Raw genomic sequence first — 23,129 nt, forward strand, 5'->3', positions numbered from 1 at the left:
ACAAGCCGAGGATTATACCCGAGCTATGACCTCACACGCCAGCTGAGGTCGGGTTTGATGCGGAAACATTCTGTTTTAAGAGGTCGCGCATCTGTTTTGCTATCTGAATTTGCTCTTCAGCCGATAATCCCGGCTGTCTTGCTCTCTTGATCAGTTCATCGAGGGTCTGCGTGTGCTGACCCGCGGATAACCTAGTAATGGTGTCTAAAAACTGTTGTTCAAGGTTATCGCCGTCAATTAGCCACTCCTTTTCCGCGAGTGCCTTCAACAAACGACCCTGTTCCGTGCCATGCCAGCGAGCCATCAGCTGAATGGAGTTTAGCTTAGGATTTTTCTGCACGGCCTCGATCAGTGCGATCAGCACCTGAGCGTAGGTATTGCTCGCGTTGGCAAAATGGTCGGCGCTTTCAACCTTGCTCGCTAATTGCGGGTGGTGGATAAGCGTGCGCAGGGCAATCAATGTGGGCGCTTCTACGGCGACCGGCGTGCGAGGTGCGTAGGCTTCATCGCGATCACCGCGCTTGCCGTTTTTGCTCCAGGGTTTCTTGTCCCATTTCTTGCCGCCGGCACCGGGCTTCTTCGGCGTCCATTCCTGCTGGGGGGCATACGCCTCCTGGGGTTGATGGAAGTCGGCATAGTCCGGCATGGCGTCATAATCCATGCCTGGGTCGTAGGCAGGCGGCGCGTCCTGCGGCGCGCTGTGCACCAGCTGGCTGACGGCCTCGCCACTCAGTCCTGTAATTTCCAGCAGGCGTTGGCGCATCAGGGTGCGCAGGTTCGCCCCTGGAACCTTGTCGATCAAGGGTGCCGCGAGGGTGGCCATATGGGCCTTGCCTTCGAGGGAGCGTGGGTCGGCTTCTTCGGTCAGTTGCTGGAAGAAATAATCCGCCAACGGCTGCGCATGTTGATTGATGCGGGCGCGGAATGCGTCGGTGCCTTCGGAGCGCACCAGGGTATCCGGGTCTTCCCCTTCGGGCAGGAACAGGAAGCGCGCGCGGCGCCCATCCTGCAGGCTCGACAGGGTGGCTTCGAGCGCGCGCCAGGCGGCGTTGCGGCCGGCCTGGTCGCCGTCGAAGCAGAACAGCACGCTTGGCACGACGCGAAACAGGCGCTTCAAGTGTTCTTCGCTGGTGGCGGTGCCGAGGGTGGCCACGGCGTTGCGCAAACCTTGCTGGGCCAGGGCGATCACGTCCATATAGCCTTCGACCACGATGATTTCATCGAGGTTTCGATTGTTCTTGCGCGCTTCGAACAGGCCGTAGAGTTCCTGGCCCTTGTGGAATACCGGGGTTTCCGGGGAGTTCAGGTACTTGGGCTTGTCATCCCCCAGCACTCGGCCGCCGAAGGCGATGATGCGGCCACGGCTGTCGCGGATCGGGAACATTACGCGGTCGCGGAAGCGGTCGTAGCGCTTGCCGGTCTCGGCGTTCTCAACCAGGAGGCCGGCGTCGATCATGGCTTTTTGCTGCAGGGTATCGCTGCTCAGGTGTTTGTACAGGTTGTCCCAGCCAGGTGGAGCAAAGCCGAGGCCGAAGTCGCGGGCGATTTCGCCGGTCAGGCCGCGCCCCTTCAGGTAGTCGACGGCGGCCTTGCGCTGTGGATGGCTTTTAAGGGCCTGACGGTAGAAGTCGGCAGCGGCAGTCAGCAGCGGGTACAGAGGCGAGTCGGTGGGTTGCCGTGGTTTATGCGGGCGGCCACTTTCTTCGCGGGGGACTTCCATGCCGGCGGCTTTCGCCAGGTCCTCGATCGCCTGGGGGAAGTCCAGGTTGTCGTGGTCCATCAGGAAGCCGAGGGCGTTGCCGCCTGCGCCGCAGCCGAAGCAGTAGTAGAACTGCTTGTCGGGGCTGACGCTGAATGACGGGGTTTTTTCCTTGTGGAACGGGCAGCAGGCTGTGTAGTTTTTGCCGGCCTTCTTCAATTGCAGGCGCGAGCTGACAACATCGACAATGTCGGTGCGGTTCAGAAGGTCGTCAATAAAGCTCTGGGGAATCAGCCCGGCCATGGCGTTCTCGTCATCACTGCGTGTAAATGAGTGCCCGTGAAGTGCTCAAGCGCACGTATCGAATGGCTTGACCATCAATCGTCTGCTTGGGCTGTCAGGAAGTGTATCTGCCGAACATTCACTGACGTTAGTTTCAATCAGTGTGTCGGCCTGGAAATGTTGCCCTCGAGTCCGGCGCCGGCCAATCGTGGCCTCGGATGCTCGTCGCTGGGCACAGCCGATACAGTTGATCGCCTGCTTATAAAATGAGTGTGCTCGTCAGTAGCCTTGTTAGGCTCGTCAGAAGAGACGTGCACCGCTGGCAAAAGAGCCAGTCCTGACGTTTGAAGCAGGTGTATCAGTCGCGTGTGCGGCGTCAACGATGAAGCATCAAGCGATATCCGCAAATGCCAACAGCCCGGCTGAGGGCCGGGCTTGGCAGAAGCTTGCTACGAACGTCTGTGTATTAGTACAGACGAACGGCGCGGCGCTGTTCGCGCTGAACTTTCTTGGCGTGACGCTTAACAGCGGCTGCTGCTTTACGCTTACGCTCAGAAGTTGGCTTCTCATAAAATTCGCGGCTACGAACTTCAGCCAGAACACCGGCTTTTTCGCAGGAGCGCTTGAAACGACGCAGAGCTACGTCGAAGGGTTCGTTCTCTTTTACTTTGACGGCTGGCATCCAGAGCTACCTTCTTTCATTACCGGGAATCAACGTTCTCGTCGCAAAAAATTCGCGGCTGAGGTCGTCGGTTTTTAAGGGTTGCGGATGTTAACCCCTCATTGGCAGGAATGCAAAGCCTCTGATCGAAAACCGCTAGTCGGGAGGGGGAGTGGCGACTATTATGCGCGCCTTCGAATTCAGCCTCTACAAGGCGCAAACCCATGCTAGTACTGGGACTTGAAACCTCCTGCGACGAAACCGGTGTCGCACTTTACGACAGTGAACGCGGGCTCTTGGCCGATGCACTGTTCAGTCAGATCGACTTGCATCGGGCCTATGGCGGCGTTGTGCCGGAGCTGGCCAGTCGTGATCACGTCAAACGTATGCTGCCGTTGATTCGCCAGGTGTTGGACGAGGCCGGTTGCGTGCCGACCGAGATCGATGCGATTGCCTATACGGCGGGCCCTGGATTGGTCGGAGCCCTTCTGGTTGGCGCCTCTTGTGCCCAGGCGCTGGCTTTTGCCTGGGGCATTCCGGCCCTCGGCGTGCACCATATGGAAGGCCATTTACTGGCGCCGATGCTGGAAGAAAACCCGCCGCAGTTCCCGTTCGTCGCTTTGTTGGTTTCGGGCGGGCATACGCAGCTGGTCCAGGTCGACGGAATCGGTCAATACACGCTGTTGGGCGAGTCCTTGGACGACGCCGCCGGCGAAGCTTTCGACAAGACCGCGAAGATGATGGGCCTCAATTACCCGGGTGGGCCGGAAATCGCCCGCCTGGCCGAAAAAGGCGTTGTCGGTCGCTACACCTTCCCGCGCCCGATGTGCGATCGCCCTGGTCTGATGTTCAGCTTCAGCGGCTTGAAAACCTCCGCGTTGAATACCTGGCAGCACAGTGTCAGCGCCGGGGACGACAGTGAGCAAGCCCGTTGCGACATCGCGCTGGCGTTCCAGCAGGCCGTGGTGGAGACTTTGACCATCAAGTGCAAGCGTGCCCTGAAACAGGCCGGCATGAAGCGCCTGGTGATCGCCGGTGGCGTCAGCGCCAACAAGGCGTTGCGCAGTTCATTGGAAAAGATGCTTGGTGATATGAAGGGTGATGTGTTCTACGCCCGCCCTGAGTTCTGCACCGACAACGGCGCGATGATCGCCTATGCCGGTTGTCAGCGCCTGCAGGCGGGGCAGCACGAAAGCCTGGCGATCAGCGTGCAGGCGCGCTGGCCGATGGAGCAGCTGCCGCCCTTGTAAGAGTGCAACGTGAGTCGGGCTCATTGGCGGTATTTAAAAATGCCGTTCGCGCCCGGCAAACAGGTCGCGTAGATTGCCCCGGTGTCGCCAGACGATCAGCAGTGTCAGCACGCTCATCGGCAGCAGCGCCGCCGGTTCCTGCCAGGCCAGCAACGGCAGGGTGAGCGGTGTGGCGATCAGAGCTGCCAGCGAGCTGGTGCGGGTCAGGTAGAACGTCAGCAGCCAGGCGAGCACGGCCAGCAACGCCGCCGGCGGGTAGATCCCCAGCAGCATGCCGGCTGCCGTGGCGACACCTTTACCACCGCGAAAACGGAAGTACAGGGGAAACAGATGGCCGAGGACGGCGCACACGCCCACCCAGGCCTGCTGCTGCAGGGTCAGGCCGGCGAGGCTGGCGATCAGTACGGGCAACAGGCCCTTGCATACGTCGCCCAGCAGCGTCAGTACGGCGAGCTTCTTGCCGGCCAGGCGCAACATATTGGTGGCGCCGGCATTGCCTGAACCACTCATTCGCGGGTCGGGATTTCCCGTCAGGCGGCTGAGCAAAATGGCGAAGGACAGCGAGCCGAGCAGGTAGGCGAGAATCGCCAGTGACCAAAACATGCTAACTATTCCGGGCGAGGATGCCCTGATTCTAACGGGGCATCGCGCCCTTGTCGTGCTGCGGAGAAGAGCTTGGACAGAGTGTTTATCGAAGGCCTGGAAGTCGACACCGTGATCGGGGCCTACGACTGGGAGCGCGGGATCCGCCAATGCCTGCGCCTGGACCTGAGCTTCGCTTGGGATAACCGCCCGGCTGCGGCTGGCGACGACCTGGCCCTGGCACTGGATTACGCCAGTGTGTCCGCGCGGATCCAGGCCTTTGCCGAGCAGTCCCAGTACCAGCTGGTCGAGACCTTTGCCGAACGCCTCGCCGAAGTGCTGATGAGCGAGTTCCAGATTCCCTGGCTGCACCTCAAGCTGACCAAGCCCGGCGCAGTGCCGGCTGCCAAGGGTGTAGGCGTGGAGATTGAGCGCGGATGTCGCTGACTCAGGTTTACCTTGGCCTCGGTAGTAATATCGAGCGCGAGCCCCACCTGCGCGCCGGGCTCGACGCGTTGGCGAGTTTCCTTACGGATATGTGCTGCTCGGCGGTGTTCGAGAGCCAGCCGGTGGGCATCAAAAGCGGGCCATTCTTCAATCTGGTGGTGTCGGCCTATACCGACCTGTCATTGATGGAGTTGGATCGTCGGTTGAAATCCATCGAGGCTGACAATGGCCGCTATGCGCCGGATCGCAAAGGCCTGCCGCTGGATATCGACGTGCTGCTGTACGGCGAGTTGGTGGGTGACTTCGATGGTTTGATCCTGCCGCGGGCGGAGATCCTGAAAAATGCCTTTGTGCTGTGGCCGCTGTCGATGATGGCGCCGGACCGGGTGCACCCTGAAGCGGGCAAGACGATGGCTGCGTTGTGGCGTGATGCTCAGATTGATCAGGTGCTGGCGCCTGTCGGGTTTGAATGGCAGGGCCAGCAACTCACCCCGGACTCGCTCCTACAAGGGTTTGTGTAGTTCCTTGTAGGCTTTGAGTGCCCTGAGTCGTTCACGCTTGAGCGCCTCGCCCAACTCCGGCCCCTTGAATCCCCGCTCAAGCAGTGGCGCAACTGCAACCTCGCGCGCTGCTTTCGCCGCGCCGCGTAAGTAATCCGCCTGTGGATAACTTCTTCGCTCCAGCCCCTTGCGGCCCCGGGCATCCATTTCGCAGGCGACCACAAACTCCTCAAAGCGCTGTGGCCTGCGGTATACGTCAAAACTTTGCAGCAACTCCAGCAACGTCGAGGCTTTCAGCTCCAGCGCGCGATGACCGTGGGTGTGATACTGGCCCACCAACAGCGCCAATTCCTGGCAATCCCTTGGCACTTTGAAGCGCTCATTGACGGCCTTGATCAGCTTCAAGCCTCGATGCTCATGAGCGATGTGCTGCGGTAACTTATCCACAGGCGTCAGGCCCTTGCCCAGGTCATGCAGCAGGCAGGCCCAGCGTACGGTCAGGGGCTGTTTGTGCTCGGCAGCTTGTTCCAGCACGCTCAAGGTGTGCACACCCGTGTCGATCTCGGGGTGATGGGCCTCGGGTTGTGGCACGCCAAAGAGTGCGTCCACTTCCGGCATCAAGATCTTCAGCGCATTACAGTCCCGAAGTACCTGGATAAACACCTGGGGCTGATCTTCCATCAACGCCCTGGAGATTTCTTTCCAGCTGCGCTCCGGGGTCAGGGCTTCCAATTCACCGGACTCGCTGAGTTGACGCATCAGCTCCAGTGTCTCCGGTGCTACCGTAAAACCCAGGTGTGCGTAGCGCGCGGCAAAACGGGCGACACGCAGAACTCTGAGTGGATCTTCGGCGAATGCGGGGGAAACGTGACGAAGTATGCGGGACTCAAGGTCGCGCTGGCCGTGATACGGATCAGTCAGGTTACCGTCGTCGTCTTCGGCGATGGCGTTGATGGTCAGGTCGCGACGGATCAGGTCTTCTTCCAGCGTCACCTCGGGGCTGGCGTGAAACACAAAACCACCGTAACCCCGACCACTCTTGCGTTCGGTACGGGCGAGGGCGTACTCGTCGCCGTTTTTTGGATCGAGGAACACCGGGAAGTCCGAACCCACTGGCTTGAAGCCCTTGGCGAGCATCTCTTCGGTGCTCGCGCCGACGACCACGCGGTCGACATCGGTGACCTTGATGCCCAGCAGGCGGTCACGCACGGCGCCGCCGACTTTGTAGATTTTCATGAAAAAGCCTCCATTAGCGGCACAGGATACCGCCTGTGCCTGGCCAATGGAGGCTTTGCTGTTTCAGAGATGAACGACGGCCAGGTCCAGGCGGCCGTAGTCGTTGTCGTTGTGATCGTTGCGCGGTGGTACATGGTGGGTCTTCATCACTTGGTCGCCCTGCAGGGTTTCCAGGTGGATGTCGAAGCCCCAGAGCCGATGCAGGTGCTTGAGCACTTCTTCGGTGGATTCGCCCAGGGGTTTGCGGTCGTGCTGCTGGTGGCGCAGGGTCAGCGAGCGGTCGCCGCGCACATCGATGCTGTAGATCTGCACGTTGGGCTCACGGTTGCCCAGGTTGTATTGTGCCGCCAGGGTTTCACGGATGGTGCGGTAGCCGGGTTCATCGTGGATGGCCGGCACCACCAGGTCATCCTTGAGGTCATCATCCAGGATGCTGAACAGTTTGAGGTCGCGGATCACCTGGGGTGAGAGGTACTGCAGGATAAAGCTCTCATCCTTGAAGCTGCTCATGGCGAACTTGATCGTCGACAGCCAGTCACTGCCGGCGATTTCCGGGAACCAGCGGCGGTCCTCATCGGTGGGGTGTTCGCACATGCGCCGAATATCGCGGTACATGGCAAAACCCAGCGCGTAAGGGTTGATCCCGCTGTAATACGGGCTGTCGAAGCCGGGTTGGAACACCACGCTGGTGTGGGACGTCAGGAACTCCATCATGAAGCCGTCGGTGACCAGGCCTTCGTCGTACAGGTCGTTCATCAGCGTGTAGTGCCAGAACGTCGCCCAACCTTCGTTCATCACCTGGGTCTGGCGCTGTGGGTAAAAGTACTGGGCGATCTTGCGTACGATACGCACGATTTCCCGTTGCCACGGCTCCAGCAGCGGTGCGTGCTTTTCCAGGAAGTACAGGATGTTTTCCTGTGGTTCGGAGGGGAATCGCGCGTTGTCCTTGTCGCTGTTCTTGCCGGCGCGTTTGGGAATGGTGCGCCACAGGTCGTTGATCTGCTTCTGCAGGTGCTCTTCGCGCTCCTTCTGGCGCAGGCGCTCTTCCTCGGCAGAAATAGGGTACGGGCGCTTGTAGCGGTCGACGCCATAGTTCATCAGGGCATGGCAGGAGTCGAGCAAGTCCTCCACGGCGTCGATACCGTGGCGCTCCTCGCACTGCATGATGTACTGCTTGGCAAACACCAGGTAATCGATGATCGAGCTGGCGTCGGTCCAGGTGCGGAACAGGTAGTTGCCCTTGAAGAAGCTGTTGTGCCCATAGCAGGCATGGGCCACCACCAGCGCCTGCATGCAGATGGTGTTTTCTTCCATCAGGTAGGCGATGCACGGGTCGGAGTTGATCACGATCTCGTAGGCCAGCCCCATCTGCCCCCGGGTGTACGACTTTTCGGTACTGAGGAAGTGTTTGCCGTACGACCAGTGGTGGTAACCCAGGGGCATGCCGACGGAAGCATAGGCATCCATCATCTGTTCGGCCGTGATCACTTCGATCTGGTTGGGGTAGGTGTCCAGGGCATAACCCGCCGCGATGCGGCTGATTTCCCGGTCATAGGCCTGGATCAGTTCAAAGGTCCACTCGGAGCCGGTGGAAATGGGTTGGCGCTTAGTCTCTTTTTTGGCGGTCATGTCACTAACCTGCGCTGGAAGAGTTCACGGAAGACCGGATAGATATCGCCGGCCGAGACCAGTTGCTGCTGGGCGAACGTGTCGGCAAAGGCTTCGCCGATGCGCTCGTATTCAAACCACAGGGCCTGGTGCTCACGGGGGGTGATTTCGACGTAAGTGTAGTACTGCACAAACGGCATGATGTGGTTGATCAGGATGTCGCGGCAGATCGGCGAATCGTCGTTCCAGTTGTCGCCGTCGGAGGCCTGGGCCGCGTAGATATTCCACTCGTTGGCCGGGTAGCGCTCGGCCATGATCTCCTGCATCAGCTTCAAGGCGCTGGACACGATGGTGCCGCCGGTTTCCCTCGAGTAGAAGAACTCCTCCTCATCCACTTCCCGTGCGCTGGTGTGATGGCGGATGAACACCACGTCGATCTTGTCGTAGTTCCGCTTCAGGAACAGGTACAGCAGGATAAAGAAACGCTTGGCGATGTCCTTGGTCGCCTGGGTCATTGAGCCTGACACGTCCATCAGGCAGAACATCACGGCTTTTGAGCTGGGGTTGGGCTGCTTGACCAGCAGGTTGTACTTGAGGTCAAAGGTATCGAGGAACGGCACGCGGTGGATACGCGCGCTGAGTTTCTCTATTTCCGCCTCGATTTCCTGGATATCGCCGAAGTTGTCTGGCTCTTCGCGCTTTAAACGCGCCAACTCTTCCTTTGCCGTCCTCAATTTGGCGCGGCTGCTGCCCGACAGGGCGATACGCCGTGCATGGGCCGAGCGCAGCGTGCGGATGATGTTGATTCGAGAGGGGTTGCCTTCGTTGCTGATCCCGGCGCGTACGGTCTTGAAGGTATCGGTGCCGGTCAGGTTACGCTTCACCAGGTTGGGCAGTTCCAGGTCTTCGAACATGAACTCGAGGAATTCTTCCTGGGTGATCTGGAACACGAACTCGTCCATGCCTTCGCCGGAGTTACCGGCCTTGCCCGGGCCTTTGCCACCGCCACCGCCCTGCGGGCGCTGGATATGCTCGCCGGTGGTGAACTCTTTATTGCCGGGGTGTACGACGGTCTGCTTGCCGCCCCGGCCGTGGTGCAGCACCGGTTCGTCGATGTCGCGTCCGGGAATGCTGATTTGTTCGCCATGCTCCATGTCTGTAATGGAGCGGCGGCTGACGGCCTCTTCAACGGCCTTTTTGATGTGGTCACGGTAACGCCGCAGGAAACGCTGGCGGTTTACCGTGCTCTTGTTCTTGCCATTAAGGCGTCGGTCGATCACATAGCTCATGAGGAGCCCTCCGGGCAGCTTCACGTTACAAGCTTCAAGCGGCGAGCTGGAAGCTTAGAGACAAGCGGTCAACTGCCAGGCCCATGACCTGGCAGTTGACGCCCATCGCTGCCTTACTGCGATTTGCGTACCCGCAGGTACCACTCGGAGAGCAGTCGTACCTGTTTGTCGGTGTAGCCGCGCTCGACCATTCGTGTGACGAAGTCGTTGTGTTTTTGCTGGTCCTCCTTGCTGGCCTTGGCATTGAAGCTGATGACCGGCAGCAGATCCTCGGTGTTGGAGAACATTTTCTTCTCGATGACCACCCGCAGCTTCTCGTAGCTGAGCCAGGTAGGGTTCTTGCCGTTGTTGTTGGCGCGGGCACGCAGTACGAAGTTGACGATTTCGTTGCGGAAATCCTTCGGATTGCTGATGCCGGCGGGTTTCTCGATCTTCTCCAATTCTTCGTTGAGGGCTACGCGGTTGAGGATTTCGCCGGTTTCCGGGTCGCGGTATTCCTGGTCCTGGATCCAGAAGTCCGCATACAGCACGTAGCGGTCGAAGATGTTCTGGCCGTACTCGCTGTAGGACTCCAGGTACGCGGTCTGAATTTCCTTGCCGATAAACTCGATGTAGCGCGGCGCGAGGTATTCCTTGAGGAAGCGCAGGTAGCGTTCGCGGGTTTCGGCCTGGAATTGTTCCTGTTCGATCTGCTGCTCCAGCACATACAGCAGGTGCACCGGGTTGGCGGCGATCTCATGGGGGTCGAAATTGAAGACCTTGGACAGGATCTTGAACGCAAAGCGCGTCGACAGGCCGTTCATGCCTTCATCCACGCCCGCTGTGTCGCGATATTCCTGGATCGACTTGGCCTTGGGATCGGTGTCCTTGAGGTTCTCGCCGTCGTACACGCGCATCTTCGAATAGATATTCGAGTTTTCCGGCTCCTTGAGACGCGACAGCACGGTGAACTGGGCGAGCATCTTCAGTGTGTCGGGTGCGCAGTGGGCCTTGGCCAGGGAGCTGTTGAACAGCAGCTTGTCGTAGATCTTGATTTCATCGCTGACCCGCAGGCAGTACGGCACCTTGACGATGTAGATCCGGTCGATGAAGGCTTCATTGTTCTTGTTGTTGCGGAAGGTGTGCCATTCCGATTCGTTGGAGTGGGCCAGCAGGATCCCGGTGAACGGAATCGCGCCCAGGCCTTCGGTACTGTTGTAGTTGCCTTCCTGGGTGGCGGTGAGCAGTGGGTGCAGCACCTTGATCGGCGCCTTGAACATTTCCACGAATTCCATCAGGCCCTGGTTGGCCCGGCACAACGCGCCCGAGTAGCTGTAGGCGTCGGCGTCGTTCTGCGGGAATTCCTCCAGCTTGCGGATATCGACCTTGCCCACCAGCGCCGAGATGTCCTGGTTGTTCTCATCGCCCGGTTCGGTCTTGGCCACGCCGATTTGGTTGAGGATCGACGGGTAGAGTTTCACCACGCGGAACTGGCTGATGTCGCCGCCGAACTCGGCCAGGCGCTTGGTGGCCCAGGGCGACATGATGGTGTTGAGGTAGCGTCGTGGGATACCGAAGTCTTCTTCGAGGATCGCGCCATCTTCCGTGGCGTTGAACAGGCCCAGGGGCGATTCGAAGACCGGCGAGCCCTTGATGGCGTAGAAGGGCACCTTCTCGATCAGTTGCTTGAGTTTTTCGGCCAGGGACGATTTACCACCGCCAACGGGGCCGAGCAGGTAGAGGATCTGTTTCTTCTCTTCCAGGCCTTGGGCGGCGTGGCGGAAGTAGGAGACGATCTGGTCGATGCATTCTTCCATCCCATGGAAGTCTTCAAAGGCCGGATAGCGGCGGATCACCTTGTTGGAAAATATTCGCGACAGGCGCGAATTATTGGCGGTTTCCACCAGCTCCGGCTCGCCAATCGCCAATAACAGGCGTTCGGCGGCAGATGCGTAGGTGCTGCGGTCCTGCTTGCACAGCTCGAGATACTCTTGCAGCGTGAGTTCTTCCTGCTGTGTGGACGCGAAGCGTTGTTGGAAGTGGCTGAAAATACTCATGACGTCGTCACCTCGCTCGATACGTGGAGCCGACGCCGGATCTATCAGTCGATGCTGGCAGTCATTGGCGAACGCCAATGGCTGTTTTCCCCCCAGAACACCCTGAAACGCTACCGATGACCCGTACGCCGGTGTACCGGCTCTCCCCTGATTCGGATGGCCTGCGCTTAAGGATAGTCGGAATCGGAGAGGGCAAGGGATGATGAGCAATTAGTTTGGCTGCGCCGTTCGTCAGAAACGGCGCGAGCCCAAGCGTCACGCGGGGTAGCGGGGTGTGAAAAAAATTATTGCGAATCGCCGGAGGCAATTTCTGCAGGATACGTCGTACGCCACAGCTCAAAGCCGCCGTCCAGGCTGTAGACGTCGGAGAAGCCCTGGCTGACCAGGTAGGCGGCTGCGCTCTGGCTGGAATTGCCGTGGTAGCAGGCCACGATCAGCGGTGCATCAAGGTCGGCGGCACGGATGAAATCAGCGATGTTGACGTTGTCCAGATGCTGGGCGCCAGCGATATGGGCGGCGGCGTAAGTAGGCTGGTCGCGGATATCAACCACCACTGCACCTTGCTCGCGCAGGGCCTGGGCTTGTTCGGGAGGGATACGTTTGAATTCGCTCATGGCGGGCTCCTATGGCCTGGCTGCAGCCGGCAGGGTAACGGGAAGAGTGGGTTGGCACTGGCAGCCGTGGCGCTCGCCGGTGTCGATGTTCATCAGGGTCATGGCGCCGCCCCACACGCAGCCGGTGTCGAGGGCAAACACGCCAGGTTCGTCGCACTTGCCTTCAAGGGCGGCCCAGTGACCAAAGATGATCCTGGTGTCGCGGGTCTTGCGTTCCTTGTGGGCAAACCATGGTTTGTAGCCGGGCAGTGCCGTGTCGGCGCCTTCCTTGCTCTTGAGGTCCAGCTTGCCCTCGGCGGTGCAGAAGCGCATGCGTGTGAAATAGTTGGTAATCACCCGCAGGCGGGCGACGCCGGTAAGGTCGTTGTCCCACTTCACTGGCTCGTTGCCATACATGCCGTCGAGGTAGGCGGTGTACAGGCTGTCATCGGCCAGGGCGTTTTCGACTTCGGCGGCGCACTTGAGGGCTTTTTTCAGCGTCCACTGCGGCGGGATACCGGCATGGACCAAGGCCATATTGCGGCTTTCGTCGTAATGCATGATCTTTTGCCGACGCAGCCAGTCAAGCAGTTGTGCGCGATCTGGCGCTTCGAGGATTTCGCGCAGGGTATCGCCCTTTTTCAGGCGCTCGATGTTATTGCCGGCCGCCAGCAGGTGCAGGTCATGGTTGCCCAGTACGCACACCAGGGAATCCCGCAGGCTATACAGGTAACGTAGCGTTTCCAGGGACTCGGGGCCGCGATTGACCAGGTCGCCGACCAGCCACAGGCGATCGTTGGCCGGGTCGAAGGCCACCCGTTCAAGCAGGCACTTGAGAGGCTCCAGACAGCCTTGCAGGTCGCCGACCGCGTACGTTGCCATCAGTGCAGGGCGCCTGGTACGGCGAGGCGGAAAGGCTTGATGATGGCGTCGAACAGTTTGCCATCAGTGGCTTTCATCTGATACGAGCCTTGCATGGTGCCGACCTTGGAGGTCATTACCGTGCCGCTGCTGTAAGTGTGGCTGGCGCCAATGTCGATCAACGGTTGCTGGCCGACAACGCCTGCGCCGCGAACTTCCTCGACCTGACCGTCACCGTCGGTGATCACCCAGTGGCGTGACAGCAGCTTGGCCGGCACCTGCCCGTTGTTTTTCACCGTGATGGTGTAGGCAAAGGCGAAGCGGTTCTGTTCAGGTTGCGATTGGTCCGCGAGGAAGCGGGTGACGACGCTGACGTCGATCTGGTAGCGAGGATCGGACATGCAAGAGGCCTTAAAAGCAAAAGCGGAGGACAGCAGATGCGGATCAGTCTAGGCCAAGAGGTGGGCACTAGGCCAGACATGTGTCTGGCCATGCCTGGGGGTTTCAGTCGGCGACTGGCGCAGGCTGGATGGCAAGTTGGTCGGCCAGGCGCACGAACGCGGCGAGGTCCAGTTGCTCGGGACGCAGGCTGCCGTCGACGCCGGCTGCTTCGATCTCGGCGTTGCTCAGCAGGGCCTTGAGTGTGTTGCGCAGGGTCTTGCGGCGCTGGTTGAACGCCTCACGCACCACGCGTTCCAGCAATTTGTGATCCTTGGCCGGGTGTGGCAGCACGGCGTGAGGCACCAGGCGCACGATGGCCGAATCGACCTTCGGCGGCGGGTTGAATGCGCCCGGGCCGACATTGAACAGGTGTTCGACGCGGCAGTGGTACTGAACCATGATCGACAATCGGCCCCAATCACCACCACCAGGGCCGGCAGCCAGGCGTTCCACCACTTCTTTTTGCAGCATGAAGTGCATGTCGCGGATGATCCCGGCGTTGTTCAGCAGGTGGAAAATCAGCGGTGTGGAGATGTTGTACGGCAGGTTACCCACCACACGCAGGCTATTAGGCGCGGCGTTGAGGGTATTGAAGTCGAACTTCAGTGCATCGCCCTGATGCAGGTTGAAGTTGGGCTTGCCGGCGAACTGCTGGTTGAGGATTGGGATCAGGTCCTTGTCCAGTTCCACCACGTCCAGTTGGCCGCCACTGGCGAGCAAGCCTTGGGTCAGCGCGCCCTGGCCCGGGCCGATTTCCAGCAGGCGGTCTTCTGGCTTGGCATGGATGGAGCGCAGGATACGGTCGATCACGCCTGCGTCGTGCAGGAAGTTTTGCCCGAAGCGCTTGCGCGCCCGGTGTTGGTAATGCTCGGTCATATACGGGTCTCGGCCATCTGATAGGCGGTTTCCAGGGCCACGTGCAGGCTGCCGGTATCGATCTTGCCGCTGCCTGCCAGGTCCAGGGCGGTGCCATGGTCGACGGAGGTGCGGATGATCGGCAGGCCCAGTGTCACGTTGACTGCGGCGCCGAAGCCTTTGTACTTCAGCACGGGCAGCCCCTGGTCATGGTACATCGCCAGCACTGCGTCGCAGTGCTCCAGATATTTGGGGGTAAACAGAGTGTCTGCTGGCAGTGGGCCACGCAGGTCCATGCCTTCCAGGCGCAGACGCTCCAGGGTTGGTTCAATGATGTCGATTTCTTCATGGCCCAAGTGTCCGCCTTCGCCGGCGTGGGGGTTGAGCCCGCAGACCAGGATGCGCGGTTGGGCGATGCCGAATTTTTGTTGCAGGTCGGCATGCAGGATGCGCGTAACGCGCTCCACACGCTCGGCGGTGATGGCGTCGGCAATGTCGCGCAATGGCAGGTGCGTGGTCACCAGGGCGACCCGCAGGCCGCGTGTGGCCAGCATCATGACGACTTGAGCGGTGTTGGTCAGCTCGGCCAGGAACTCGGTGTGGCCGGAAAACGCAATGCCCGATTCGTTGATCACGCCCTTGTGGACCGGCGCGGTGATCATGCCGGCGAAGTCGCCGTCGATGCAGCCTTGCCCCGCGCGGGTCAGGGTTTCCAGGACGAACGCCGCATTGGCCTTGTCGAGTTGACCGGCAACGACCTTGGCTTGCAGCGGGGTGTCCCACACATACAAGCTGCCGGCGGGCGCCGGCAGGTCGGGCCAGTTGCCCGGTGCCACGTCCAGCAGACTGACGACCACACCCAGCTGCGCGGCCCGCTCAAGGAGCAGGTCGCGGCTGGTAATGGCAATCAGGGGGTGCGGCTGGGGGTGCGAGGCGAGCAGCAGGCACAGGTCTGGACCAATGCCGGCCGGCTCGCCGGGTGTCACGGCGAAACGCTGGGGTTTCACGGAGCTGCCTGGTCGGTGCCTGTTTGCTCGGCGCCTGGCAGCTTGTTTTCCACGTAGGCTTCGTCACGGATCTGACGCAGCCAGGTTTGCAGCTCTTCGTCGTATTTGCGGTTACGCAGTACGTTCAACGCCTGCTGCTCGCGGGCCTGGCTGGTGTTGTCGGTGGCACGACGACCAAGGACTTCCAGTACATGCCAGCCATATTGGGTCTTGAACGGCTTGGACAGTACGCCTTGCGGAGTATCGGCCATTACCTGCTGGAACTCAGGCACCAGGGCTTTCGGGTCGATCCAGTTCAGGTCGCCGCCGTTGAGGGCGGAACCCGGGTCTTCCGAGAAGCTCTTGGCCAGGGTGGCGAAGTCTTCACCGCTTTCGATGCGGTCATAGATCTTCTGGGCCAGTTCCTTGGTTTGGGCCTCGGTGCGGATTTCGCTTGGTTTGACCAGGATATGACGAACATGCACTTCGTCTTTCAGCGAGGTCTCGCCACCGCGACGTTCCAGCAACTTCAGGATGATGAAGCCGCCTGGAGTGCGGGCTGGCTGGGTGATGCCACCCACTTCCATGGCACTCAGTTCACGGTCGAACGGAGGTGGCAGTTGAGCAGCTTTACGCCAGCCCATATCACCACCTTCAAGGGCGTTGTCGCTGCCGGACTGGGCAATGGCCATCTGGGCAAAGTCAGCGCCGGCTTTCAGGCGATCATAGATAGCCTGGGTTTTCGCCGCCGCCGCATTCAGTTGCTCGGAGTTGGCACTGTCCGGCGTCGGAATCAGGATATTGGCCAGGTGCAGTTCTTCGGAAAGCTGCATCTTGCCCAGGTCCGAGGCCAGGAAGTTCTTCACTTCCTGCTCGGATACCTGGACCCGCTCGGCAACGCGACGCTGGCGCACACGGCTGATGATCATTTCGCGGCGGATCTGGTCACGGGCGTCTTCATACGAAAGGCCATCGTGGGCCAGGGCCGCGCGGAATTGATCAATGCTCATGTTGTTGCGCTGAGCGATGGTGCCGACCGCCTGGTTCAGTTCTTCGTCCGAAATGCGGATGCCGGAACGCTCGCCGATCTGCAGTTGCAGGTTTTCGACGATCAGGCGTTCCAGTACCTGCTGGTCCAGCACGCTGGTCGGTGGCACGCCACCGCCACGCTTGGCGATGGTTTGCTGCACTTCCTTGACGCGCTGGTCCAGTTGGCTTTGCATGATCACGTCGTTATCGACGATGGCCACTACTTTATCCAGTTGCTGAACCGCAGCGTGAGCCGATACGGTGCCCAGGAACAGCGCGCCCAGCACTAGCGGGCGCAGACAATCAGAAAGCTTGGTCTTCACGTTCACGATAACCTTCAATGCCTTTGTCGAGGAAGCTCTCTACCTTGGCGCCGGTCAGGCCGCCGAGTCCTTTGAGGACGATCTGCAGGAAGAGCCCGTGGTCACCCTTTTCGTTAAGCGGGGCGATCTGGCTGTATTCGTCGTTGGAAACCCAGTAACGGTTGATGACGCGCAGTTTCCAGCAGCAGTTGTCGTACTCGAAACCACCGAAGGCTTCCAGGGTACGGTTGCGAGCGTAGTCATACTGCCAGCGGGTGATCAGGTTCCACTGGGGAATGATCGGCCACATCATCGAGAAGTCGTGTTGTTGGATTTTGTAGTAATCCTTCACGTAGTTCGGATCGCCTGGTTGACCGTAGTCGCCACCGAACTGCCATTTGCCGGTCAACTGGTTGTAGACGACCTGGTCGTTACGATAGCGATAACCGACGTTGATGATCTTGTTCGGGTTGTCTTCCGGCTGGTAGTGAAGCATCGCGCTACCGGAACGAGGGCTGTGCTCCTCGGTGTCCCAGTTGTAGTCGGCAGTGGCGCGCCAGTCGCGGTTGAAGCGGAACTCGTAGTCCAGGGCAACGGGCGATACGTCGGACTGTGCATCGGCACGGTCGGCCGCCAGGATACCAGGCAGTTGTACTTCACGATCCTTGAAGTACAAAGCCTGTCCCACGGATACGCGTTGACGCTCGAAACCGTTTTCTTCGATCCACCGGCTGGTCAAGCCCAGGGACAGCTTGTTCTCGTCGCCGATACGGTCGGAGCCGCTGAAGCGGTTGTCGCGGAACAGGGACGCGTAGCTGAACGAGTATTCGCTGGTGTCGAAGACCGGGATATCGGCCTGGTCCTTGTTCGGCACGTACAGGTAGAACGCGCGCGGCTCGAGGGTCTGGCGATAATCCTTGCCAAACCAGTTGGTGTTGCGATCGAAATACAGGCCGCTGTCGACGCTGGCCACCGGAACCGCACGGTCCTGGGAGCTCTTGAAGGTGCCGCCCGCGTACTGGGTACCGGCTGCCACTGCTGCAGCCTGATCAACAAGGATCTGGTTCTTGCCGATGTTATCCAGGTCCAGGTCGTACTTGGTGTACACGTACTTGAGCTTTGGCGTTACAAAGCCGTAGGTCCAGTTCATCGGGTACTCGACAGCCGGCGCTACGTTCAGGCGTGTGCCATTGGCACGGGTAAGACCGCGGACATAAGTGTCGAGGCGGCGCTCGATGTCCCCGTTCTCATTGCTGAAATTGCCGTTTTCCAGGTCGCGATCAAAGCGTACGGCTTCGGTCTCATAACTGAAGTTCAAGCCACCCGGATGATAAGGCAGGGTACCGTTGAAGGTGATCTGCGGCAGGCGGTTATACGGCGTGACCTGGGAGATCGTTGCCAACTGGTAAGCCTGCAGGTTCAGGCGTGCCTGGAAGGTGTCACCGCGATAAGCCACGGAGCCCTGCTGGTTGACGTAGTCGCGGCTCTCGACACCTTCCTGGTAGGACTTGAGGTCCTGGAAGTAGTAAGGGTCACTGATCGTGGTGTAGTCGACCTGGGTCAGTACACGCGAATCCAGCCCGCCCTTGTGCTGCCAATTGAGCATGTAGCGGGTTTTTTCGTAGTCGGTCTGCTTCTTGCGTTCGTCGTTGTCGTCGTTCAGGTACGCGCCGCCGAACTGGCCTTCGCTGGACTTGGTGAGGTAGCGGAATTCGCCTTCCATCATCATGCCGCGCTTCGTCATGTATTGCGGGTACAACGTGGCGTCGTAGTTTGGCGCCAGGTTGAAGTAGTACGGCGTGACCAGGGTAAAGCCGGTTTCGCCGCCGGTGCTGAAGCTCGGTGGCAGGAAGCCGGACTGACGACGGTCGTCGATCGGGAAGTAGATGTAAGGGGTGTACAGGATCGGAATGTTCTTGATCCGCAGCGTCGCGTTGGTGGCCGTACCGAAACCGGTGGCCGGGTTCAACGTGATGTTGTTGCCCCTGAGCTGCCAGGCATTGCTGTCCGGCTCGCAGGTGGTGTACGTACCGTCCTTGAGGCGGATGATCGCGTTTTCGGCGCGCTTGGCATACAGCGCGTTACCGCGGATACGCGACTTGTGCAGCACGTATTCGGCGTTGTCGATCTGCGCCGCGCCGGTATCCAGTTGAACCTGGGCGTGGTCGCCGACGATCAATGCACCGTTGTCGCGCAGTCGCACGTTACCGTTCAGCTCGCCACGGTTCTCGGCCTGGTACAGGCTGGCTTCTTCCGACTCCAGCTGCATGCTGCCCTGGCGCATGACGACGTCACCGGCCAGGGTTGCGACTTGTTGTTCCTGCTCGTAACGAGAGGCCTTGGCACCGATGAAGGTGGGCGCATCGCTCTTGTTCGTCTTGTCGTTCATGCCAGGACGAGTTGGCTCGATGTACGCGCCGCCGCAGTAGGGACCGGTTTCCGCCAGCTGGGCTGCGGTCAACTTTTCGCGAGGCACCCAGTCCAAGTGGCTGTAGTCGGCGCTGCGCGAACGCAGGCCACGGCCCTTGGACTCGGTGACCAGTGCGGTCTTCGGCTCGGCTTCGGCACTGCCGCCAGCGTCGGCCTGCGCCGTGCTGTTGGCCGAGCTGACGGCTGCGCCGTCATGCACCGGGCGCGGTGGCAATGGGGCTGCGGCGGTCTTCGGCGCGCAGTCCCAGGCACCCGAAGCAGAGACTGAGCAGTCATACTGTTCCGCGGCGACCACGAATGAGGTGGCGAAGGGTTGCATGACCAGCAGACTGCCGGTTACCAGCAACGGAAATTTTCTACGAAACGCGGGGGATTTCAATGCCATCTTATTAGTCCGGGCTTCCTGCGTGCCATCTGCCCGCGGTTTGGGCCGCACGCCTCTCGATGGTCTGAAAAAGATGCGTGATAATAAAGCATGACCCGCTTGACGGCTAGCGCCGTCGGAGACCCTTGTAATGCCCGAGCAAGATCTACGTTTACAGCAGCTGGAAGTCTGGCTGGATGAGCAGTTGCCGATCCTTTTCAACGCTCAAGGCTGGGGTGCCGTACCCCCGGCCACATTGACCGCGGCCAGCAGCGACGCGAGTTTCAGGCGCTATTTTCGTTGGGAAGGCGGCGGTCGGACTTTCGTGGTAATGGACGCGCCGCCCCCTCAGGAAAACTGCAAGCCTTTCGTCGATATCGCTTATTTGTTGTCGACGTCGGGAATAAATGTTCCAAAAATTTATGCACAAGACTTGCCGCGAGGCTTTCTTTTGCTCAATGACCTGGGCAGAAAAACCTACCTGGACGTGATAAACGACGAAAACGCCGATCAATTGTTTGCCGATGCCATTGACGCCTTGCTGGCTTATCAGCAGTTGCCGATGGACGCACCACTGCCCAGCTATGACGTCGCCTTGCTGCGCCGTGAACTCGAATTGTTTCCCGAATGGTACGTGCGCCGACACTTGGGTCTCGAGCTGGATACCCGGCAGCATGCACTTTGGCAGCGTGCCAGCGATCACTTGATCGACAGCGCCCTGGCGCAACCCAAAGTGCTGGTGCACCGCGACTATATGCCACGCAACCTGATGATCAGCGAGCCTAACCCTGGCGTGCTGGATTTCCAGGACGCGGTGTATGGTCCGGTCACCTACGACATTACCTGCCTGTTCAAGGACGCCTTTCTCAGTTGGCCCCAGGCCCGTGTGCGGGAATGGCAGCGCGACTACTGGGAGCGTGCGGGCCAGGCCGGCATTCCGGTACAACCGGATTTCGAAGACTTCCTGCGCGCCAGCGACCTGATGGGCGTGCAGCGCCACCTCAAGGTTATCGGCATCTTTGCGCGCATCTGCCATCGCGACGGCAAGCCACGCTACCTGGCCGACGTACCGCGCTTCTTTGCTTATATAGAGGCGGTGCTGGACGATCGCCCGGAGTTGAGCGAACTGGCTGAGTTACTGACCAGCCTGCGCCAGCCCGCAGAGGCCGGCGTATGAAGGCCATGATCCTGGCCGCCGGCAAAGGCGAGCGGATGCGTCCGCTCACCTTGCACACCCCCAAGCCGCTGGTGCAGGCCGGCGGCAAGCGCCTGATCGAGTACCATCTGGAGGCGCTGGCCAAGGCCGGCTTTACCGATGTGGTGATCAACCATGCCTGGCTCGGCCAGCAGATCGAGCGCTACCTGGGGGATGGCGCGCAGTTCGGCTTGCGTATCCGCTACTCCCCGGAGGGCGAACCGCTGGAAACCGGCGGCGGGATTTTCCAGGCGCTGCCGTTGCTGGGGGATGAGCCATTCCTGGTGGTCAACGGCGATATCTGGACCGACTACGACTTCACCCGACTCAAGCAGCCGCTTAAGGGCCTGGCTCATCTAGTGATGGTCGACAACCCGGCACATCACCCCTCGGGCGGTGATTTCTACCTTGATCAGGGCTTGCTTCATGATGCGGCGCCCGGTGCCGATAACCTGACCTTCAGTGGCATTTCAGTGCTCGACCCCCGGCTGTTCGAGGGTTGCAACGCCGGTGCCTTCAAGCTGGCGCCGCTGCTGCGTGCGGCCATGGCGAAAGGTTTGGTAACGGGGGAACACATGGCGGGACGCTGGATTGATGTCGGCACGCTGGAGCGCCTGGCGCACGTCGAAACCCTGCTGACAGCGGGGCAGTAGCATGTTGTGGCCAGGGACGCTGATCGGCGCCGGGGCTGGCTTTGCCATTGCCAGTATTCCGGGGGCCTTGTTGGGTGCGCTGTTGGGGCAGGCGCTGGATCGCCGCCTGCAACTGCACAGTTGGGCACAGTTGCGCGAGCGCTTGGGCGGGCGTCCGGCGTTACGCAATGACGAGTTATTGTTTGTGTTGCTCGGGCGCCTGGCCAAAAGCAACGGGCGTGTGGTGGACGGGCATATCCAGCAGGCTCGGCAGGAAATGCGCTCACTGGACATGACCGAATCGGCCCAGCGCCGCGCGATTGCGGCGTTCAACCGCGGCAAATCCGGTTCCGACCGTGTACGCCGCTACCTGCGTGTGCTCAAGGCCCAGCCCCATGCGGCGGAAGGGGTGTTGCGGGCGTGCTGGCGGATGGTCTGGGCGGACGGCAAGGCGGATGCCGCCGAGCGCGACTTGATCGACCTGTGGGGGAAGTGGTTGGGCTGGACACCGCAACAGCTCCAGGCGCTGGCGGCCGACTACACACCTGAGCGCAAGCCGCTGGTCAATCGTGGCACGACCTACCAGGAAGCGTTGCGCTTGCTCGGCGTGACAGCTACCACCGAGCCGTCGGTCATCAAGCGTGCCTATCGCCGCCTGCTGAGCCGTCACCACCCGGACAAGGTGGCCGGCAGTGGCGCCACCCCCGCGCAAGTGCGTGAAGCGACCGAGCGCACCCGTGAATTGCACAATGCCTATTCGTTGATTCGCGAGCGCCGGGATTTTCGTTAGAGGCCACTATTTCACGGATAACCACATTGGTTCTGTGCTGATCCTCAGTCGGCGCTGGCCTGCGGGCTCAACCAGCCGCGAACCCGGCGATACAACTGTTCCTGCTCGGCGGCGCTGTTGCCGGGCAGGGTCTTCAATGACACCTGCTTATAGCCGTCATTTTTCAAGCGCTTCGCAGCCTGGGCGCGTGCCAGGGCGTTATTGCGTGCTTGAGCGTTGTCTTGATAGAAGACGTCGGCCGTCGGCAGCTTCAGCGCCGGCGCCAGTTGTTGCACATCCGGATGACGCCCGGCAGGCGTCTGGGCGGCAACCATCACGAGCTTCTGCACCTGGGAGGGTTGTTTTTCAGTCAGGTAACGCGCCGCCCACCAGGCGCCAGTGCCATGGCCCACCAGCACCACCGTGCGTGCGCTCTGGGTCTGGGCAAAAGCCACGGCGGCATCGATGCGCGCAAAGATGCGCGAGGCGTCGGTCTTGTCCTGTTCGTCTGCACCCGGGACCACCGCCGGGTCGGTGCCTTCCGCCTCGGCGCTGGCGGCTTGCTCGATCGGCTTGTCGGCGGTGCTCGCGTCTTTACTGCTGGTGTCGACGGTGGCGTTGGGTGCTTCCATGACGCGCGGTGGCAGGGTGTCCATGCTCACGTCCGGTAACGACAGGCTGAGGCTGCCCCAATTGGCATCCGGCAATTTACGTCGCAACGGGCCGATTGCTTGCGGCCAGTCAGCATTTTCGCCGGCGCCCGGTACGATAATCACCACGCCTTCGGGTTCGGCGCTGTTGGCCGGTTTCCACAGGGCAAGGAATGAATCACTGCCGGCCTGCAACTGTTGCTGTTCCTGCTGCGGGATTTTGCGTTCCAGGGCGCTGGCCTCTTCCTGGCTACGCTCGGGCAGGGATTGGCGTTCGACGGGTTTTTCGGCAGCCGGTGCCGGTGCGTCTTCAGCCTGCACAGAAAAGGCACTGGTAAACAGCAGTGACAGGCACAATGCTGGCAGTGCCGAACGGTTTCGATAGGACATCGTTGATTTCCGGCCAGAAGTGATTCCAGCAGCCTAATGGGT

At 60.4% G+C, this 23,129-nt stretch carries 21 protein-coding genes; 6 read left to right on the forward strand and 15 right to left on the reverse strand.

The features are described 5' to 3' along the window. Positions 1-31 precede the first annotated feature (31 nt). On the reverse strand, positions 32-2,002 hold the full coding sequence (dnaG, locus tag PspCFBP13509_RS17375) for a DNA primase (protein WP_027605924.1): 1,971 nt from the start codon (positions 2,000-2,002) through the stop codon (positions 32-34). Positions 2,003-2,447: 445 nt separating this feature from the next. Next, a complete protein-coding gene (gene rpsU / locus PspCFBP13509_RS17380) occupies positions 2,448-2,663 on the reverse strand; it encodes a 30S ribosomal protein S21 (RefSeq protein ID WP_002551877.1) in 216 nt (71 codons plus the stop codon). 203 nt (positions 2,664-2,866) lie between these two features. Here rpsU and tsaD point away from each other — a divergent pair, with 203 nt between their 5' ends. Further along, positions 2,867-3,892 (forward strand): tRNA (adenosine(37)-N6)-threonylcarbamoyltransferase complex transferase subunit TsaD, encoded by a 1,026-nt coding sequence (gene tsaD, locus PspCFBP13509_RS17385; RefSeq protein WP_027605922.1) that lies wholly within the window; start codon positions 2,867-2,869, stop codon positions 3,890-3,892. Positions 3,893-3,925: 33 nt separating this feature from the next. Here the strand turns inward: tsaD and plsY are convergent, their stop codons facing one another. Then, positions 3,926-4,495 carry a glycerol-3-phosphate 1-O-acyltransferase PlsY gene (gene plsY / locus PspCFBP13509_RS17390; RefSeq protein WP_065925396.1) on the reverse strand — a complete coding sequence of 190 codons (570 nt, stop codon included), beginning with the start codon at positions 4,493-4,495 and terminating at the stop codon, positions 3,926-3,928. Between the two features lie 72 nt (positions 4,496-4,567). Here plsY and folB point away from each other — a divergent pair, with 72 nt between their 5' ends. Together folB and folK are read left to right on the forward strand one after the other, a co-directional pair. After that, on the forward strand, positions 4,568-4,921 hold the full coding sequence (gene folB / locus PspCFBP13509_RS17395; protein WP_046069798.1) for a dihydroneopterin aldolase: 354 nt from the start codon (positions 4,568-4,570) through the stop codon (positions 4,919-4,921). After that, complete coding sequence (folK, locus tag PspCFBP13509_RS17400; RefSeq protein ID WP_137212403.1) at positions 4,912-5,442, forward strand: 2-amino-4-hydroxy-6-hydroxymethyldihydropteridine diphosphokinase; 531 nt, start codon at positions 4,912-4,914, stop codon at positions 5,440-5,442. The genes folB and folK overlap by 10 nt, the downstream gene beginning before the upstream one ends. On the opposite strand, the gene PspCFBP13509_RS17405 is transcribed toward folK, so the two are convergent. From PspCFBP13509_RS17405 to PspCFBP13509_RS17455, 11 genes are all read right to left on the reverse strand, one after another. After that, the gene (locus PspCFBP13509_RS17405; protein ID WP_137212404.1) at positions 5,425-6,657 is read right to left on the reverse strand and encodes a multifunctional CCA addition/repair protein; all 1,233 of its coding nucleotides are present in this window, start codon (positions 6,655-6,657) and stop codon (positions 5,425-5,427) included. The genes folK and PspCFBP13509_RS17405 overlap by 18 nt on opposite strands. Before the next feature lie 63 nt (positions 6,658-6,720). Next, positions 6,721-8,286, reverse strand: a complete 1,566-nt coding sequence (locus PspCFBP13509_RS17410; protein WP_065925393.1) for a SpoVR family protein — start codon at positions 8,284-8,286, stop codon at positions 6,721-6,723. Beyond that, positions 8,283-9,554: a YeaH/YhbH family protein gene (locus tag PspCFBP13509_RS17415; protein WP_065925392.1), complete on the reverse strand. Its 1,272-nt coding sequence runs from the start codon at positions 9,552-9,554 to the stop codon at positions 8,283-8,285. Before PspCFBP13509_RS17415 ends, PspCFBP13509_RS17410 begins: the two co-directional genes overlap by 4 nt. 113 nt (positions 9,555-9,667) lie before the next feature. Continuing rightward, on the reverse strand, positions 9,668-11,590 hold the full coding sequence (locus PspCFBP13509_RS17420; RefSeq protein ID WP_003194732.1) for a PrkA family serine protein kinase: 1,923 nt from the start codon (positions 11,588-11,590) through the stop codon (positions 9,668-9,670). Positions 11,591-11,874: 284 nt separating this feature from the next. After that, the gene (glpE, locus tag PspCFBP13509_RS17425; RefSeq protein ID WP_065925391.1) at positions 11,875-12,204 is read right to left on the reverse strand and encodes a thiosulfate sulfurtransferase GlpE; all 330 of its coding nucleotides are present in this window, start codon (positions 12,202-12,204) and stop codon (positions 11,875-11,877) included. A gap of 9 nt (positions 12,205-12,213) precedes the next feature. After that, positions 12,214-13,065: a symmetrical bis(5'-nucleosyl)-tetraphosphatase gene (locus tag PspCFBP13509_RS17430; RefSeq protein WP_137212405.1), complete on the reverse strand. Its 852-nt coding sequence runs from the start codon at positions 13,063-13,065 to the stop codon at positions 12,214-12,216. Next, positions 13,065-13,445 (reverse strand): Co2+/Mg2+ efflux protein ApaG, encoded by a 381-nt coding sequence (gene apaG / locus PspCFBP13509_RS17435; RefSeq protein ID WP_027605913.1) that lies wholly within the window; start codon positions 13,443-13,445, stop codon positions 13,065-13,067. The genes PspCFBP13509_RS17430 and apaG overlap by 1 nt, the downstream gene beginning before the upstream one ends. Positions 13,446-13,548: 103 nt before the next feature. Beyond that, positions 13,549-14,361 (reverse strand): 16S rRNA (adenine(1518)-N(6)/adenine(1519)-N(6))-dimethyltransferase RsmA, encoded by an 813-nt coding sequence (gene rsmA / locus PspCFBP13509_RS17440; protein ID WP_065925389.1) that lies wholly within the window; start codon positions 14,359-14,361, stop codon positions 13,549-13,551. Further along, the gene (gene pdxA / locus PspCFBP13509_RS17445) at positions 14,358-15,347 is read right to left on the reverse strand and encodes a 4-hydroxythreonine-4-phosphate dehydrogenase PdxA (protein ID WP_074847768.1); all 990 of its coding nucleotides are present in this window, start codon (positions 15,345-15,347) and stop codon (positions 14,358-14,360) included. The genes rsmA and pdxA overlap by 4 nt, the downstream gene beginning before the upstream one ends. Beyond that, the gene (locus tag PspCFBP13509_RS17450; protein ID WP_027605910.1) at positions 15,344-16,684 is read right to left on the reverse strand and encodes a peptidylprolyl isomerase; all 1,341 of its coding nucleotides are present in this window, start codon (positions 16,682-16,684) and stop codon (positions 15,344-15,346) included. The genes pdxA and PspCFBP13509_RS17450 overlap by 4 nt, the downstream gene beginning before the upstream one ends. After that, the gene (locus PspCFBP13509_RS17455) at positions 16,659-19,472 is read right to left on the reverse strand and encodes an LPS-assembly protein LptD (RefSeq protein WP_065925387.1); all 2,814 of its coding nucleotides are present in this window, start codon (positions 19,470-19,472) and stop codon (positions 16,659-16,661) included. The genes PspCFBP13509_RS17450 and PspCFBP13509_RS17455 overlap by 26 nt, the downstream gene beginning before the upstream one ends. A 130-nt stretch (positions 19,473-19,602) precedes the next feature. Here PspCFBP13509_RS17455 and PspCFBP13509_RS17460 point away from each other — a divergent pair, with 130 nt between their 5' ends. Genes PspCFBP13509_RS17460 through PspCFBP13509_RS17470 form a run of 3 tightly spaced genes read left to right on the forward strand, consistent with a single transcriptional unit; the run spans position 19,603 to position 22,068 of the window. Next, positions 19,603-20,628: an aminoglycoside phosphotransferase family protein gene (locus PspCFBP13509_RS17460; protein WP_065947455.1), complete on the forward strand. Its 1,026-nt coding sequence runs from the start codon at positions 19,603-19,605 to the stop codon at positions 20,626-20,628. Continuing rightward, on the forward strand, positions 20,625-21,299 hold the full coding sequence (murU, locus tag PspCFBP13509_RS17465) for an N-acetylmuramate alpha-1-phosphate uridylyltransferase MurU (protein ID WP_065925385.1): 675 nt from the start codon (positions 20,625-20,627) through the stop codon (positions 21,297-21,299). Before PspCFBP13509_RS17460 ends, murU begins: the two co-directional genes overlap by 4 nt. A 1-nt stretch (position 21,300) precedes the next feature. Continuing rightward, positions 21,301-22,068: a TerB family tellurite resistance protein gene (locus tag PspCFBP13509_RS17470; RefSeq protein WP_065925384.1), complete on the forward strand. Its 768-nt coding sequence runs from the start codon at positions 21,301-21,303 to the stop codon at positions 22,066-22,068. 44 nt (positions 22,069-22,112) lie between these two features. Here the strand turns inward: PspCFBP13509_RS17470 and PspCFBP13509_RS17475 are convergent, their stop codons facing one another. Then, positions 22,113-23,087 carry an alpha/beta hydrolase family protein gene (locus PspCFBP13509_RS17475; protein ID WP_065947453.1) on the reverse strand — a complete coding sequence of 325 codons (975 nt, stop codon included), beginning with the start codon at positions 23,085-23,087 and terminating at the stop codon, positions 22,113-22,115. Between the last annotated feature and the right edge of the window lie 42 nt (positions 23,088-23,129).

The organism is Pseudomonas sp. CFBP13509, from assembly GCF_005233485.1.
GTDB classification, from domain to species: Bacteria; Pseudomonadota; Gammaproteobacteria; order Pseudomonadales; family Pseudomonadaceae; genus Aquipseudomonas; species Aquipseudomonas marginalis.